Origin of the sequence: Candidatus Accumulibacter cognatus (assembly GCF_000584975.1) — a bacterium.
Classification (GTDB): Bacteria; Pseudomonadota; Gammaproteobacteria; order Burkholderiales; family Rhodocyclaceae; genus Accumulibacter; species Accumulibacter cognatus.
Genome location: NZ_JDST02000056.1, coordinates 69471 through 82628, shown reverse-complemented (window position 1 = coordinate 82628; position 13158 = coordinate 69471). Strand labels below are relative to the sequence as shown.

14 protein-coding genes and 2 riboswitches are annotated in these 13158 nt (G+C 61.4%); of the genes, 5 read left to right on the top strand and 9 right to left on the bottom strand.

Features of this window, described 5'->3' with window-relative positions:
• Positions 1-6: 6 nt before the first annotated feature.
• Positions 7-453, top strand: a complete 447-nt coding sequence (gene smpB / locus AW06_RS11165; RefSeq protein ID WP_034949821.1) for an SsrA-binding protein SmpB — start codon at positions 7-9, stop codon at positions 451-453.
• On the opposite strand, the gene AW06_RS11160 is transcribed toward smpB, so the two are convergent.
• On the bottom strand, positions 454-1161 hold the full coding sequence (locus tag AW06_RS11160; protein WP_046535707.1) for an FCD domain-containing protein: 708 nt from the start codon (positions 1159-1161) through the stop codon (positions 454-456).
• Between the two features lie 232 nt (positions 1162-1393).
• Here AW06_RS11160 and AW06_RS11155 point away from each other — a divergent pair, with 232 nt between their 5' ends.
• The 4 genes from AW06_RS11155 to AW06_RS11140 are packed head-to-tail and all read left to right on the top strand — an operon-like array spanning position 1394 to position 4751.
• Positions 1394-2176, top strand: a complete 783-nt coding sequence (locus AW06_RS11155; RefSeq protein ID WP_034949819.1) for a (Fe-S)-binding protein — start codon at positions 1394-1396, stop codon at positions 2174-2176.
• Positions 2173-2853, top strand: a complete 681-nt coding sequence (locus AW06_RS11150) for a lactate utilization protein (RefSeq protein WP_034949816.1) — start codon at positions 2173-2175, stop codon at positions 2851-2853. Before AW06_RS11155 ends, AW06_RS11150 begins: the two co-directional genes overlap by 4 nt.
• On the top strand, positions 2850-4289 hold the full coding sequence (locus tag AW06_RS11145) for a LutB/LldF family L-lactate oxidation iron-sulfur protein (RefSeq protein WP_034949813.1): 1440 nt from the start codon (positions 2850-2852) through the stop codon (positions 4287-4289). The genes AW06_RS11150 and AW06_RS11145 overlap by 4 nt, the downstream gene beginning before the upstream one ends.
• 6 nt (positions 4290-4295) lie before the next feature.
• The gene (locus AW06_RS11140) at positions 4296-4751 is read left to right on the top strand and encodes a hypothetical protein (RefSeq protein ID WP_246148266.1); all 456 of its coding nucleotides are present in this window, start codon (positions 4296-4298) and stop codon (positions 4749-4751) included.
• A gap of 106 nt (positions 4752-4857) precedes the next feature.
• Here AW06_RS11140 and AW06_RS11135 read toward each other — a convergent pair whose 3' ends face one another.
• The 8 genes from AW06_RS11135 to gcvT all read right to left on the bottom strand — a co-directional run bounded on the left by AW06_RS11135 (position 4858) and on the right by gcvT (position 12870).
• Positions 4858-5601 (bottom strand): alpha/beta hydrolase, encoded by a 744-nt coding sequence (locus tag AW06_RS11135; protein WP_046536349.1) that lies wholly within the window; start codon positions 5599-5601, stop codon positions 4858-4860.
• A 130-nt stretch (positions 5602-5731) separates the two neighbouring features.
• Positions 5732-6733 (bottom strand): ATP-dependent Clp protease ATP-binding subunit ClpX, encoded by a 1002-nt coding sequence (gene clpX / locus AW06_RS11130; protein WP_034927713.1) that lies wholly within the window; start codon positions 6731-6733, stop codon positions 5732-5734.
• A 150-nt stretch (positions 6734-6883) separates the two neighbouring features.
• Positions 6884-7156 carry a hypothetical protein gene (locus AW06_RS11125; protein ID WP_034949810.1) on the bottom strand — a complete coding sequence of 91 codons (273 nt, stop codon included), beginning with the start codon at positions 7154-7156 and terminating at the stop codon, positions 6884-6886.
• A gap of 124 nt (positions 7157-7280) precedes the next feature.
• Positions 7281-7859, bottom strand: a complete 579-nt coding sequence (locus AW06_RS11120; RefSeq protein WP_034949883.1) for a DUF2946 family protein — start codon at positions 7857-7859, stop codon at positions 7281-7283.
• A 75-nt stretch (positions 7860-7934) separates the two neighbouring features.
• Complete coding sequence (locus tag AW06_RS11115; RefSeq protein ID WP_034949807.1) at positions 7935-8417, bottom strand: glutathione peroxidase; 483 nt, start codon at positions 8415-8417, stop codon at positions 7935-7937.
• 2 nt (positions 8418-8419) lie between these two features.
• Positions 8420-11335 (bottom strand): aminomethyl-transferring glycine dehydrogenase, encoded by a 2916-nt coding sequence (gene gcvP / locus AW06_RS11110; protein ID WP_034949805.1) that lies wholly within the window; start codon positions 11333-11335, stop codon positions 8420-8422.
• Positions 11336-11353: 18 nt separating this feature from the next.
• Complete coding sequence (gene gcvH / locus AW06_RS11105; RefSeq protein WP_034949804.1) at positions 11354-11737, bottom strand: glycine cleavage system protein GcvH; 384 nt, start codon at positions 11735-11737, stop codon at positions 11354-11356.
• Between the two features lie 44 nt (positions 11738-11781).
• Entirely contained in the window at positions 11782-12870 is a 1089-nt protein-coding gene (gene gcvT / locus AW06_RS11100) for a glycine cleavage system aminomethyltransferase GcvT (RefSeq protein WP_034949802.1), read from the bottom strand.
• A 77-nt stretch (positions 12871-12947) separates the two neighbouring features.
• Positions 12948-13054, bottom strand: a riboswitch (glycine riboswitch).
• A 3-nt stretch (positions 13055-13057) separates the two neighbouring features.
• Positions 13058-13143, bottom strand: a riboswitch (glycine riboswitch).
• Positions 13144-13158: the final 15 nt, after the last annotated feature.

The following is a 13158-nucleotide window of genomic DNA, read 5'->3' as shown; positions in this document are numbered from 1 at the left end:
GGCACCATGAGCATCGTCGCCAACAAGAAGGCTTTTCATGACTACTTCATCGAAGAGAAACTGGAAGCCGGAATCGCCCTGGAGGGCTGGGAGGTCAAGGCGATTAGGGGTGGGCGGGCGAGCATCAAGGAATCGTATGTCGTCATCCGTAACGGCGAAGTGTTTCTTTTCGGTATGCATATCACGCCACTGCTGGCGGCGTCGTCGCATGTCAGGCCGGACCCGGTGCGCACCCGCAAATTGCTTCTGCACAACCGGCAAATTGGCAAGCTGATCGGTCAGGTCGAACGCGCTGGCTACACCCTGCTGCCGCTCGACCTGCATTTCCAGCGTGGCCGCATCAAGGTCGAGATCGGTCTGGCCAAGGGCAAGAAGCAATACGACAAGCGGGAAGCCGAAAAAGAACGCGACTGGGTGCGAGAGAAGGCCCGGCTGATGCGCGAGAAAGGTTGATCAACTCTCACTGATGCGTTGACGGACATAGTGAATATGGGTTTGCGCGGCTTGCCGCGCGGCCTCGGGTCTGCGCTCGACGATCGCATTGTGGATGGCCTGATGCTGCTCCATCAGTTGCCTCCCGGTGTCGGGATTGACTGCCATCTCCCGGAGGCTGCGCCGGACATGTTCGTGCAGCAGGCGCAAGACGCTGGCCAGAAGGTGTCCGTACAAGGCATTGTGTGCCGACTCGGCAACCGTCAGATGAAAAGCGACATCGGCAGCGACCTGGGCACTCCGGTCCGTGCCCAGATAGGCGGCATCAAGGCGGGCGTAAGCCGCATCGAGACGTTGCAGATCAGCGTCGGTGGCCCGCTGTGCGGCCAGCTCGGCTGCCGACGCCTCGAGCAAATGCCGGAACTCGAGCATGTCATGCTGCAGCGACGGGTGTTGATCGACCAATTGTTGCCAGGGATCCATGAAACTGGTGTTGAGCCGGTCGGTAACGTAGGTACCGCCGCCGTGGCGACTGACCAGCAGCTCGCGCGAGACCAGTTGCTTGATCGCTTCCCGCAGTGACGGGCGGGAGACTCCCAGTTCCACCGCCAGTTCGCGTTCGGCTGGCAGGCGGTCGCCTGGTTTCAGCGAGCCCTCCAGAATGCGCGTCTCGAGTTGGTGGGCGATGATGTCGGGGATGCGGGGCAGGTTGAGCTTACTGTAATTCATGCGGGTGGGTCGATAGGGTTGATCTGCTTGGAATTATGGCAGGAATCCAGTGGTCTGACCAGTTATCCTCGGCCAGGACGGCCGATCGGCCTGGCCGGTCTCGTTGGGCGATTTTCCAGCGCCGAGAGCTGCGCGGAGATTGACAAAATGCACGGGCAGTCTTAGAGTGGGAAAAATTGGTCTTACCACTTATTGGTCTTACCATTTTTTCGCCACGAAGAGAGGAGTCTACATGGAACAAACAGGCAGCCGCCAATACCCTGAAAAGCCGGCCAGAGTCTATCTTTTTGGGACTTGTCTGATCGATTTGTTCTGTCCGGAGGCTGGCATCGATACGGTTCGCCTGCTCGAACGCGAGGGAATCGAGGTTCATTTTCCCGCCGATCAGACATGCTGTGGGCAACCGGCACACAGCAGCGGCTTTCCCGAGCAGACCCGTGCGGTGGCGCTGTCGCAGTTGCGCCTGTTTCCCGAACCGTGGCCGGTGATCGTTCCTTCCGGTTCGTGCGCCGGCATGATGCGCCACCATTACCCCAAGATTTTCGCTGACGATGCGCGCCTCTTGTCCGAAGCCAAGGCGTTTGCCGAGCGGATTTTCGAACTCTCCGAGTTTCTTCTGCATGTCGTCAAGATCCGGCTGATTGATCAGGGCACACCAGCGCGGGTGGCGCTACATACTTCCTGCGCTGCCCGTCGAGAGATGAGTACGCACCTGCATGCGCGCGCACTGCTGGGCCAATTGCCGGGAGTCGAGGTCGCCCTACATGGACACGAATCCGAATGTTGTGGTTTCGGTGGGACATTCTCGCTCAAACACCCGGCGATCTCGTCGGCGATGGCCTGTGACAAGGTCGAGGCGATCAAGGAAACCGGTGCACAGACCTTCGTGTCCGCAGACTGTGGCTGCATGCTCAACCTCAACCACACGCTGCAGAAACGTGGGGATGACTTGCAGGGCCAGCATCTGGCCACTTTCCTGTGGCAACGCAGCGGTGGCGAAAGGGGGCAGCGATGAGCGCGCGTGACCGTATCCTGCAACGCCTGCGCGCGGCAGCACCGGGCATCACTCCAATACTGCCCGACGTGCATGCCTTTCACGCCGCCAGCGACGCTGAGCAACCGGCCAGCAGCCACGCGGCGCGCATCGAACTGTTCTGCGAAAAGATGGCTTTCTGGCATGGCGAAGTGGTGCCGGCGACGCACGCCAACTGGCCGCATAAGCTGCGCGAACTCTGTGTGGCCAAAGGAGTCCGTTCGTTGCTGCACGCCGAGCCACATGCAGCGGCGCTGCAGGCCGCCGGGATCGGCGGGCTGAAACCTTATGATCGACCGGTCGAGGGGTGGAAAAAGGAACTCTTCCAGGATACCGACGCCAGCCTGACCTCGACGCGCGGCGGCATTGCCGAGACCGGCACGCTGATCATCTGGCCGGACGCCAGCGAACCGCGCTTGATGTCGCTGGTGCCACCGATCCATTTTGCGCTGCTGGATGCGAGGCAGCTTTACGACAATTTTTTTACGGCAATGACCGATCAGGGCTGGAGTGAGCACCTGCCGACCAATGCGCTGCTCGTTTCGGGCCCGTCGAAGACCGCCGACATCCAGGTGACGCTCGCTTATGGTGCGCATGGCCCGAAAGAGTTGATCGTCCTGTTGCTGCTCGAAGAGGGCAAAATGGAGGTTCTGCAATGAATACCAGGCCGCTACAGTTCGTCCCCGCCAGCGAATTCAAGCAGCGCGCCGCGATGGCGGTCGCCAACCAGCATCTGCGCCGCAGCTTCCGCGGTGCCATGGATTTTCTGATCGGCAAACGCGCAGCGCAATTCCCCGACGCTGCGCTGTTCGAACGCCAGCGCGCGCTTGCCGAACACATCCGCAAGTACAGCCTGGCGCGGCTACCCGACTTGCTCGAACAACTCGAGCGCAAGCTGACCGAGAACAGTGTGCAGGTGCATTGGGCCGAGAACGCAGAACAGGCCAACGCGATCATCATCGACATCGCCCGGCGACATTCGACGAAGCTGATGGTCAAGGGCAAGTCGATGGTCAGTGAAGAGATCGAGCTCAATCACGCGATGGCAGATGCCGGCATGGAAGCACTCGAGAGCGACATGGGCGAATACATCGTCCAGCTGGATGGCGAAAAACCCTCGCACATCATCATGCCGGCGATCCACAAGACGAAGGAAGAGATCGCCCGCCTGTTCGCCGCGAAAGTGCCCGGCGCCACTTACACCGATTCGGTCGATGAACTGATCGGCATCGGCCGTGCCGTCTTGCGCGAGAAGTTCATGACTGCCGAGATCGGCCTCTCGGGAGTGAACTTTGCCGTTGCCGAAACCGGCACCCTGTGCCTGGTCGAGAACGAGGGCAACGGCCGCATGTGCACCACCGTTCCCGACGTGCATATCGCGATTACCGGCATCGAAAAGGTGGTCGAGAAACTCGAACACGTGCCACCGTTGTTTGGGTTGTTGACGCGCTCGGCGACCGGCCAGGCGATCACCACCTATTTCAACCTGATTAGCGGTCCGCGTAAGCCGGGTGAAAAGGATGGGCCGCGCGAAATGCACCTGGTGCTGGTCGACAATGGCCGCACCCAGGCGTACAGCGACGAGCAGTTACGCTCGACGCTGCAGTGCATCCGTTGCGGCGCGTGCATGAATCACTGCCCGGTCTACACCCGTATCGGCGGCCACGCTTACGGCACCACCTATCCCGGTCCGATCGGCGAGATCATCTCGCCGCACCTGCTGGGCCTGGCGGCGACGCACGTCCTGCCGACCGCTTCGAGTCTCTGCGGTGCTTGTGGTGAGGTCTGCCCGGTCAAAATCCCGATTCCCGACCTGCTCATCCGCCTGCGCGGCGAGGCGCAGCACGACGCGCGCCCCGGTCACACGCCGATGCTCGGCCAGGGCGCAGCAAAGAGCGGACTGGCGGACGCCGTCTGGTCAGGCTGGGCGGCGCTGTATACTCGCCCGGCGCTGTATCGCGCTTTCGGCTGGCTGGCGACGCGCTTCCGCGCGCTGACGCCGCCGCTGCAGTCCGGCTGGACGGTCAGCCGCACGCCGCTCAAGCCGGCAAAGCGGACCTTGCACGAGCAGATGGCGGTTAGAGAAAGGCGCTGACCGATCATGAATCAGTCACCGCATGCCGAACCGAAATCTCGTACCCGCATCCGTTACGACGATCTCCTCTCCGCCTTCGAGTGGGTCAGCGCCGCCGCGCCATCCGAGCACTCCGCGTTCGTCTCGCGCCAGACAGGACGCCTGCACTGGGCTTCGTCCAGCCACGACCTCGAAGAGGAACTGCCCGAGGACATCGACGACGCCTCACTGTACGTCGCCGTCCCGCACAAGTACGACCTCGACCTCGGGAAGGACTTGGTTCGGCGCTTCGCGGACGAAGTGCTCCCCGGATCGTCGGACACCATCGTCGCATTCTTCCACCGTCGCGGCGCGTATGCGCGCTTCAAGGATTTCCTCGAACGGAGAGCTTGTCTGCAAGCCTGGTACGACTACGAGACCAAGGCAACCGAGGCGGCACTGCGGGAATGCTGTGAGGAAAACGGCCTGCAACTCGTGCCGTAGGAGCCAAAGTGGCCTTTAGGCGCGAGGCGAGGATCGGATGGCCGCCATCGACCACGGCGAGAGGCACGAGCGGATGGCTGCGAGGAAAACACGGTAGGTACTTCGATCAGCGGGTTCCTGGGAGCAGGAAGTCGATCGCCTGTCGCCACCAGACGTCGTCGAGTCGGAAGAACCAGTCGTTGTGGTCGGCCCCTGCGATGACCGAAAGGCGCTTGGGTTCGGCCAGCGAATCGTAGAGCGCCTTGCCGAAGCGTGCCGGAATGATCGTGTCGTGCTCGGCAATGGCCACCAGTACCGGCCGGCCGAACGCCGCCAAATGGGTCACGCTGTCGTAGCGGTCGCGCAACAGCCACTTCACCGGGAGCAAGGGATAGTGGTGGCTGGCGACATGTTCAAGCCGGTCCCAGGGCGTGATCAGCAGCAGGCCGGCAACCCTCTCGCGCTGGTCTGCGCTGGCCGCCGCCGCGACCCCGGCACCCAGCGATTCCCCGATGATCAGCAGCGGCTCCCGGTAACGAACATGCGCGAGAGCAATCGTCTGTTGGGCGTCGGCGACCAGACTCTTCTCGCCGAGTTCGCCGCTGCGTGGTCCATAAGCCGGGTATTCGGCGAGGATGACGCGCAGACCGAGCCGGCCGAGCACGCTGGCGTAGAACTGACGATCCCCGGCATGGCCTGCGTTGCCATGAAAAACAATTGCCGTGGCACGCGCCGGCGTTTGGGGTTCAGCCAGCAGGCCGCGGAAATCCTGATCCGTCGGCCAGGGTGAGAGCCCGCTCGAAACCATTTCCGCAACCCTGGCCCGGTCCGGGTAGTAGAGCAGATTATCCTGAAACATGCTGATTCCCATGAGTTCAATCAGATAGAAAGCGAGCACGCCGAACACCGCGAGCTTCAGAACCGGCCAGCAACAGGGCCGCAGCCGCGACCCGGGAACAATCGTTGTGCGCCGGCCGGCCGGCGCCGGCCGGCTGCCGTGCTTACTTTCGTCTGAAATAACGGGCATCTTCGAAGAGTGATCGGATTTCAACCTTGCAGATTTCTGGTTTGTCCGGTACGACATAGAGAATCGGGGTGATCAGTTCCTCGAAGATGCCGCGCAGGCTGCGCGCGCCGGTTTTGTATTCGATGGCGATTTCGGCAATCTGCTCGAAGACCCGCTGGCCGATGCTCAACTCGACGCCTTCGCCCCGGAAGATCTCGATGTACTGCCGGTAGATCGAATTCTTCGGGACGCTCATGATGCTCACCAGCATCGCCTTGGTCAGCGGGTGCAGGTTGGCGATCACCGGCAGGCGGCCGGTGAATTCGGGAATCAGCCCGAACTCGAACAGGTCGGTCGGTTTCACCCGCTGGTTCAGCCGATCGAGAATATTCTGGTTGTCGTCAGCCGAGGTGGCGATAAACCCGAAACCATGCGTCTTGGACATGATCTTTTCAAGACCGACGAAGGCTCCACCGCAGATGAAGAGGACATTGCTGGTGTCGATGTACTGATTGTTCTTCAGTTTGACCGGCGAACCTTCCATGATTTTCAACAATGCGTGCTGTACGCTCTCGCCTGACGTAGCCCGTGATTCAGCGGGTGCCGTTTTCAGCTTGTCGATTTCATCGATGAAGATGATCCCGTGCTGGGCATTCTCGACGTTCCCGTCGGCCTTTTCCAGCAGTCGTTGCAAGGCCGCCTCAATTTCTTCATTGACATACTTTGTCTGCGCCAGCGAAGTCGCGTCGGCGGTCACGAACGGTACATCCAGCATCCTCGACAGAGTGTCGCAGAGCAGGGTCTTGCCGGTTCCTGAAGGTCCGACGAGCAACACATTGCTTTTGGCGAACGATCCCTGGTCGTGGGCGAAGGTGGCGATTTTCCGGTAATGCGAGTAGACGGCTACAGCCAGAACCTTCTTGGCTTGATCCTGGCCAATGACGTACTGATCGAGATACCGCACGATCGCGCTGGGCGTGGTTTCTCTGGCTAGCAAGGCGTACCCCGGGATCGACAAACTGATTCGAGAGTCCGCAGCGCTGGCAGACACCGGTCAGGCGATAGTGATCCGCGAGCGACCCGCGTCGTCTGCAGGGCCGCGAGATCGGAAGACGGGCTTGGCGGACTCATTGAGTCCGGCGCAGGCCTACTCGTGTTTGAAGGCAAGAAACATCTTGAAGCAGCGAGCAAAGGCCAGCGGTGTTTCGCAATGCTCGGCCCATAGCGCGCTGGTCATGGAAAAGGAAACGTCGCCTTTGGCTTCCCGATCCTTCACCCAAACCAGGCGGCGATCACTGAATACTCCGGTGGGCAGACGGCTTTGGATGAATGCCCAAACCTCATCCAGTTGATCGAAATTGCCCAGATCCCCTCCAGCGTCGGAGCCTTCCTCTTCTTCCACGAAAACCTGGTAGCGCATCACAAACCTCGGCTAAAACACGTTCCGACACCGAAACGTCGGACCCACTGTCGGTTGACAGCATGTAATTATTCGCCAACATGAATCAATAGTCCATCCCGCCAGGGACTTCGGCGGTCGCGGCTCACCCCGTCGCCGGTCGCGGTGAGGGAACGAAGCCATAGCGTCCGGGTACCTCGGATCGGGGTATCGAGGCCACCGGCACGTGCTGGCCTGCCCAGTCGAGGGTCAGTACGGTCAGGCCAGGAACTGGCTGCGCAATGATTTCGAGTACGCTCGCATCATCAGCGGGTTCGCCATCCGGCAAGCGCAGGCAGTCGCGAAGGGCAGGCAGATCACGGTCGCAGAGCAGGGCGATTCCCTCGGGGATCTCGATCAGCAGATTGCCTTCATTGTCGAGGGTGGCGCCACGAATTTCGTTGACATCCTCGCCGGTATGCGTTTCGAGGCAGCCTGTTGCACCCAGGCGGAGCACCCACGGCGTGTATTCGAGTTCGACAAACACCCGTTGCGGGCCGTTCTGCACTAAGTAGCAACCGTCCGCGTCATGCGCGTACTGACGGTTCAGAAATTCATTGAGGCCGGCATGGCCAAGCACCTCACCGCGCAGCCGCCAGTGGCCACGCCGGTCCAGTGACAGCCAGCCGTAGCAGGCTGGCACGTTCGGCCAGCGCAGCATGGCGCTGAAGTCAGGCGCGGGCATCGGTCCACGCCTGGCGATGCATTGGCAATGCTCGCTGCAGCCGCCGATCATCCAGATTCTGCACGCCTCCAGGCTTCATAGCAGTTTCTCGATGTCACCGGCGATGGACTCCGGGGCGGTCGCCGGCGCATAGCGTCCGATCACAGCTCCCTGGCGATCGACTAGAAACTTGGTGAAATTCCACTTGATTCCTTCACTGCCCAGCAAGCCAGGCGCGGCTTTCTTCAGATACTGGTAGAGCGGGTGGGCATCGTTGCCGTTGACGTCGATTTTGGCGAACATCGGGAAGCTGACGCCATAGTTCTTTTGGCAGAAACTGGCAATTTCTTCAGCGTCTCCAGGCTCCTGCGATCCAAACTGGTTGCAGGGAAAACCAAGAACCACCAGGCCTTGTTCCCGATAGCGCTGGTACAGCGCTTCGAGATCTGCGTACTGTGGTGTGAAGCCACAATGGCTGGCGGTATTGACGATCAGCAGAATCTTGCCGGCATAGTCGGCCATCGACTGGCTGCCTCCGGCAAGGCGCTCGGCGCTGAATTCATGGATGGGGGGGCGCATGCTCATATCTCCGGGAGTGGGTTGGTGTGCTCGCCGATCTCGTCGATCGGAACACAGGCACAGAACAGATGACGGTCACCATAAACGTCGTCGACGCGATTGACACTCGGCCAGAATTTGTTTTCAGCCAACTCGGGCAGCGGGAAAACGGCCTCCTGACGGCTGTATGGCCGGTTCCAGTGGCTGTCGACAAGGTCGGCCTGGGTATGGGGGGCATGCTTCAGCGGATTGTCATCGGCCGGCCAGTGACCCCGTTCGACCTGGCGGATCTCGTTGCGGATGCTGACCATTGCGGCGATGAAGCGGTCGAGTTCGGCTTTGGTTTCGGATTCGGTCGGCTCGATCATCATCGTCCCGGCGACCGGGAAGCTGACTGTCGGAGCGTGAAAGCCGTAGTCCATCAGCCGTTTGGCGATGTCGATCTCGGAGATCCCGGTGATCGCCTTGAGCGGGCGGATGTCGAGGATGCATTCGTGTGCCACCCGTCCATTTTTGCCGGTGTACAGAACCGGGTAGTGTGCCTGCAGGCGGCTGGCGATGTAGTTGGCATTGAGGATGGCCACCTCGGTGGCGCGGGTCAGTCCGTGGCCGCCCATCATGGCGATATACATCCACGCAATCGGCAGGATCGAGGCTGATCCCCAGGGGGCCGCGGCGACCGCTCCCTGACCCGCATGCGGGCCGCTGATCGGCTGTACGCGGTGGTTGGCCATGAACGGCGCGAGATGTGCTTTCAGCCCGATCGGTCCCATTCCCGGTCCGCCGCCGCCATGCGGGATGCAGAAAGTCTTGTGCAGATTCATGTGGCTGACATCGGCGCCGATCCGTGCCGGCGAGGTCAGGCCGACCTGTGCGTTGAGGTTGGCGCCATCCATGTATACCTGGCCGCCATGTTCGTGAACGATGGCGCAGATGTCCTTGACCGCTTCCTCGAAGACGCCATGCGTCGACGGGTAGGTGATCATCAGGCAGGCCAGGTTGGCCGCGTTCTGCGCTGCCTTGGCCGCGAGGTCGGCGACGTCGATGTTACCGGCATCGTCGCAATCGACCGCCAGCACGCGCATGCCACACATCTGCGCGGTAGCGGGATTGGTGCCGTGCGCCGATTTCGGGATCAGGCAGACTTTGCGCTGGGCTTCGCCACGGCTGGCGTGATAACGTGCGATGGCAACCAGGCCGGCGTATTCTCCCTGCGCCCCCGAGTTCGGCTGCATGCAGATGGCGTCGAAACCGGTGATCGCCTTGAGCCAGGATTCCAGCTCGCTGATCATCTGTAGATAACCCTGCGCCTGATCGAGTGGGGCAAAGGGGTGGATGTCGGCGAATTCCGGCCAACTGATTGGAATCATCTCGCTGCTGGCGTTGAGCTTCATGGTGCAGGACCCGAGTGGGATCATCGAGTGATCGAGCGCCAGATCCCGGTTCTGCAGCTTCTTGAGGTAGCGCAGCATCGCGTGTTCGGTATGATAGGTATTGAAAACCGGATGCGTGAGGATCGCGTCCCGGCGCAGCAGGCTTGCCGGCAAGGACGGGTCGGCTTGTCGCAGTTGCTCGTCGAAAGGCTTGAGGTCGGCGTTGACGCCGGTCATCAGCTTGATCAGCCGGGCAATGTCAGTCGCCGAGGTTTTTTCGTTGATGGCGATGCCGAGGATGCCCGGGGACACCTGGCGAAGGTTGTAACCTTGTTCGCTGGCGACCTTGTAGACGAGCAGCGCTCGGCTGCCCAGGTCGACGCGCAGGGTATCGAAGAAGTGCTTGGTGAGGACAGTGATCCCGGCACGCCGCAGTCCTTCGGCGAGAATGGTAGCGAGACGATGGATGCGCGCGGCGATGCTCCGCAGGCGATCCGGACCATGATAGACCGCGTACATCCCGGCCATGTTGGCGAGCAGAACTTGGGCTGTGCAGATGTTCGAGTTGGCCTTTTCCCGGCGGATGTGCTGTTCACGGGTCTGCAGCGCCATCCGCAGCGCCCGCCGGCCACGGGTGTCAACGGACACCCCGATGATCCGACCGGCCACTGCACGCTTGTATTCATCCCTGGTCGCAAAGAAGGCCGCGTGCGGACCACCGAATCCGGGCGGGATCCCGAATCGCTGTGACGAACCGAGGGCGATGTCGGCACCCATTTCGCCCGGTGAGCGAAGAAGGACCAGGGCCATCAGGTCGGAGGCGACGGCAACGAGGCCTCCACGCGATTTGACGGCAGCAATCGGGCCACTCAGGTCGCTGACTTCACCGTGGTCGTTCGGGTATTGAAACAGCGCGCCGAAGACCTCCTGTTGCGCCGCCTCGTCAGGCGGACCAAAGACCAGTTCAAAGCCAAAGAAGTGGGCGCGTGTCTGCAGTACATCGATGGTCTGCGGGAAGCAGGCCGCGTCAACAAAGAAGAGGTTCGATTTCGATTTGCTGGCCCGGCGAGTCATGCTCATCGCTTCGGCAGCCGCGGTCGCTTCGTCGAGCAAGGAGGCGTTGGCGAGTTCGAGGCCGGTGAGGTCGATCACCACCTGCTGGTAGTTGAGTAGTGCTTCGAGGCGTCCCTGCGCGACTTCTGCCTGATAGGGTGTATAGGCGGTGTACCAACCCGGGTTCTCAAGCACGTTGCGCAGCACCACCGCCGGAGTCAGCGTGTCGGCGTACCCCATGCCGATCAGCGAATGTTGCACGCGATTACCGCGGGCAATGGCGCGCAGGGCTGCCAGCGCTTCGCTTTCCGGGCGCGGTTCGGCGAGCGCCAGTGGCTCTGCCAGTCGAATCGTCGCCGGGATGGTCTGTTCGACCAACTGTTCCATGCTGCTGGCACCGATGCTGGCCAGCATGGCGGCGATGTCGCTCGCGCTGGGGCCGATGTGGCGGCTGATGAAGTCGTCGTGCTGTCCGAGTGCTGCGAGCGTCGGGGAAAGAGAACAGGTGTCCATGGGGTAGCGGTCCTGGGCCTAAGTGGCGTCGACGATCTGCTGGTAGGCTGCGGCATCGAGCAGGGTTTCGACGTTGCTGTCCGCCGCCGGTTGCATCCTGAACAGCCAGACCGCGTAGGCGTCCTGATTGACCGTTTCGGGTGCGTCTACCACCGCCTGGTTGACGTCGACGATGGTTCCCGCCAGCGGCGCGTAGACGTCGGCGGCTGCCTTCACCGATTCAACGACCGCAGCTTCCTGTCCGGCGGCGAGATCGCTACCAACCAAGGGCAATTCGATGAATACCAGGTCGCCGAGCAGTTCCTGTGCATGCTCGGTAATGCCGACGCTGATGGTACCGTCGGTTTCGCTGCGGATCCATTCATGGCTTCTGGTGTACTTGAGGTCGGCGGGGATGTCCATCTGTTCTCCTGAGGGGTTGAAGTCTTGCTGTCGGCGATCAGCGATCAAATCAGAATATTGCCATTTCTGACGAAACAGGGTTTGACTATCCGGGCGCTGAGCTGTTTATCGCGAACCGCGACCTGAACCGTGTCAGCGATCGCCACGGCGAGCGGCATCCGGGCCAGGGCGATTGATTGCTGCATCGTCGGGGAGAAACTGCCGCTGGTGATTTCACCATCACCGTGCGCCGTATGGACCTTCTGGTGGGCTCGCAGGACACCGCGATCAAGCAGCACGAGGCCAAGAAACTGATATTGCTGCGGCCTTGCGAGGAGGGCAGCCTTGCCGACGAAGTCGCGTGCAGAGACGAGGTCGACTGTCCAGGCCAGGCCGGCGTCGAGAGGAGACACGGTTTCGTCCATGTCCTGACCGTAGAGGTTCATGCCGGCTTCGAGGCGCAGGGTATCGCGGGCACCCAGACCACACGGCCGTACACCGGCCTCGGCAAGCAGGTTCCAGAGACTCTCGGCCTGCTCGGCGGGGAGGGTGATCTCGTAGCCGTCTTCTCCGGTATAGCCGGTGCTGGCGATGAAATAGTCGCCGATGCTGGTGGCAAAGAACGGTTTCAGGGCTGCACAGGCTGCGCGGCATTCCGGTAGCACCTGCCAGACTCTCTGGCGGGCATTCGGTCCCTGGACGGCAACCATCGCCAGCGCGTGGCTGCCCTCACGACGCGGCGTGAGGGTGACTGCCAACTGCCAGTCGTCGAGGCGAGCATGCATCCATGCGAGATCCTTTTCGGCTGTGCCGGCGTTGATCACGACACGGAAACGGCCGACGTCGAGGAAGTAGACGATCAGGTCGTCGATGACCCCGCCGGTTTCGTTGAGCATGGCGCTGTACAGGGCCTTGCCGGGGGTCTTCAGGCGGTCGACGTTGTTGGCGATCAGACGTCGCAGGAATAGGCCGGCATCAGGGCCCTCGACATCGACGGCGCACATGTGCGAGACGTCAAACATGCCGGCATCACGGCGGACGGCGTGGTGTTCCTCGATTTGTGAACCGTAGTGGAGGGGCATCTCCCAACCGCCAAAATCGACCATTCTTGCACCGCTACGGCGGTGATTTTCGTTGAGAACCGTTTTCTTCATCGTATTCAGTGATCGCAAAGATTGATCGAAGGGCATGGCGACAACAAAAAAGGGGCGAACTCGTCTCGAGTTCACCCCCCTGTCCATGTACCTGAGAGATTGTCCGGCTGCCACCGTGCATCGGTGAGTAGCAACCTGCCCCATCGGTGGGCGCTTTGCCAGATGCGAGCGCCGCTCTCCAGAGTTCAATTCACGAACGGTCCTTGTGCCTGAGCGTTTCCGGGTGGATTGCGCCTTCGGCGGCGGTATTCCGCACTCTCCCATTCGCGCTGCCACTATAGCGCGGTG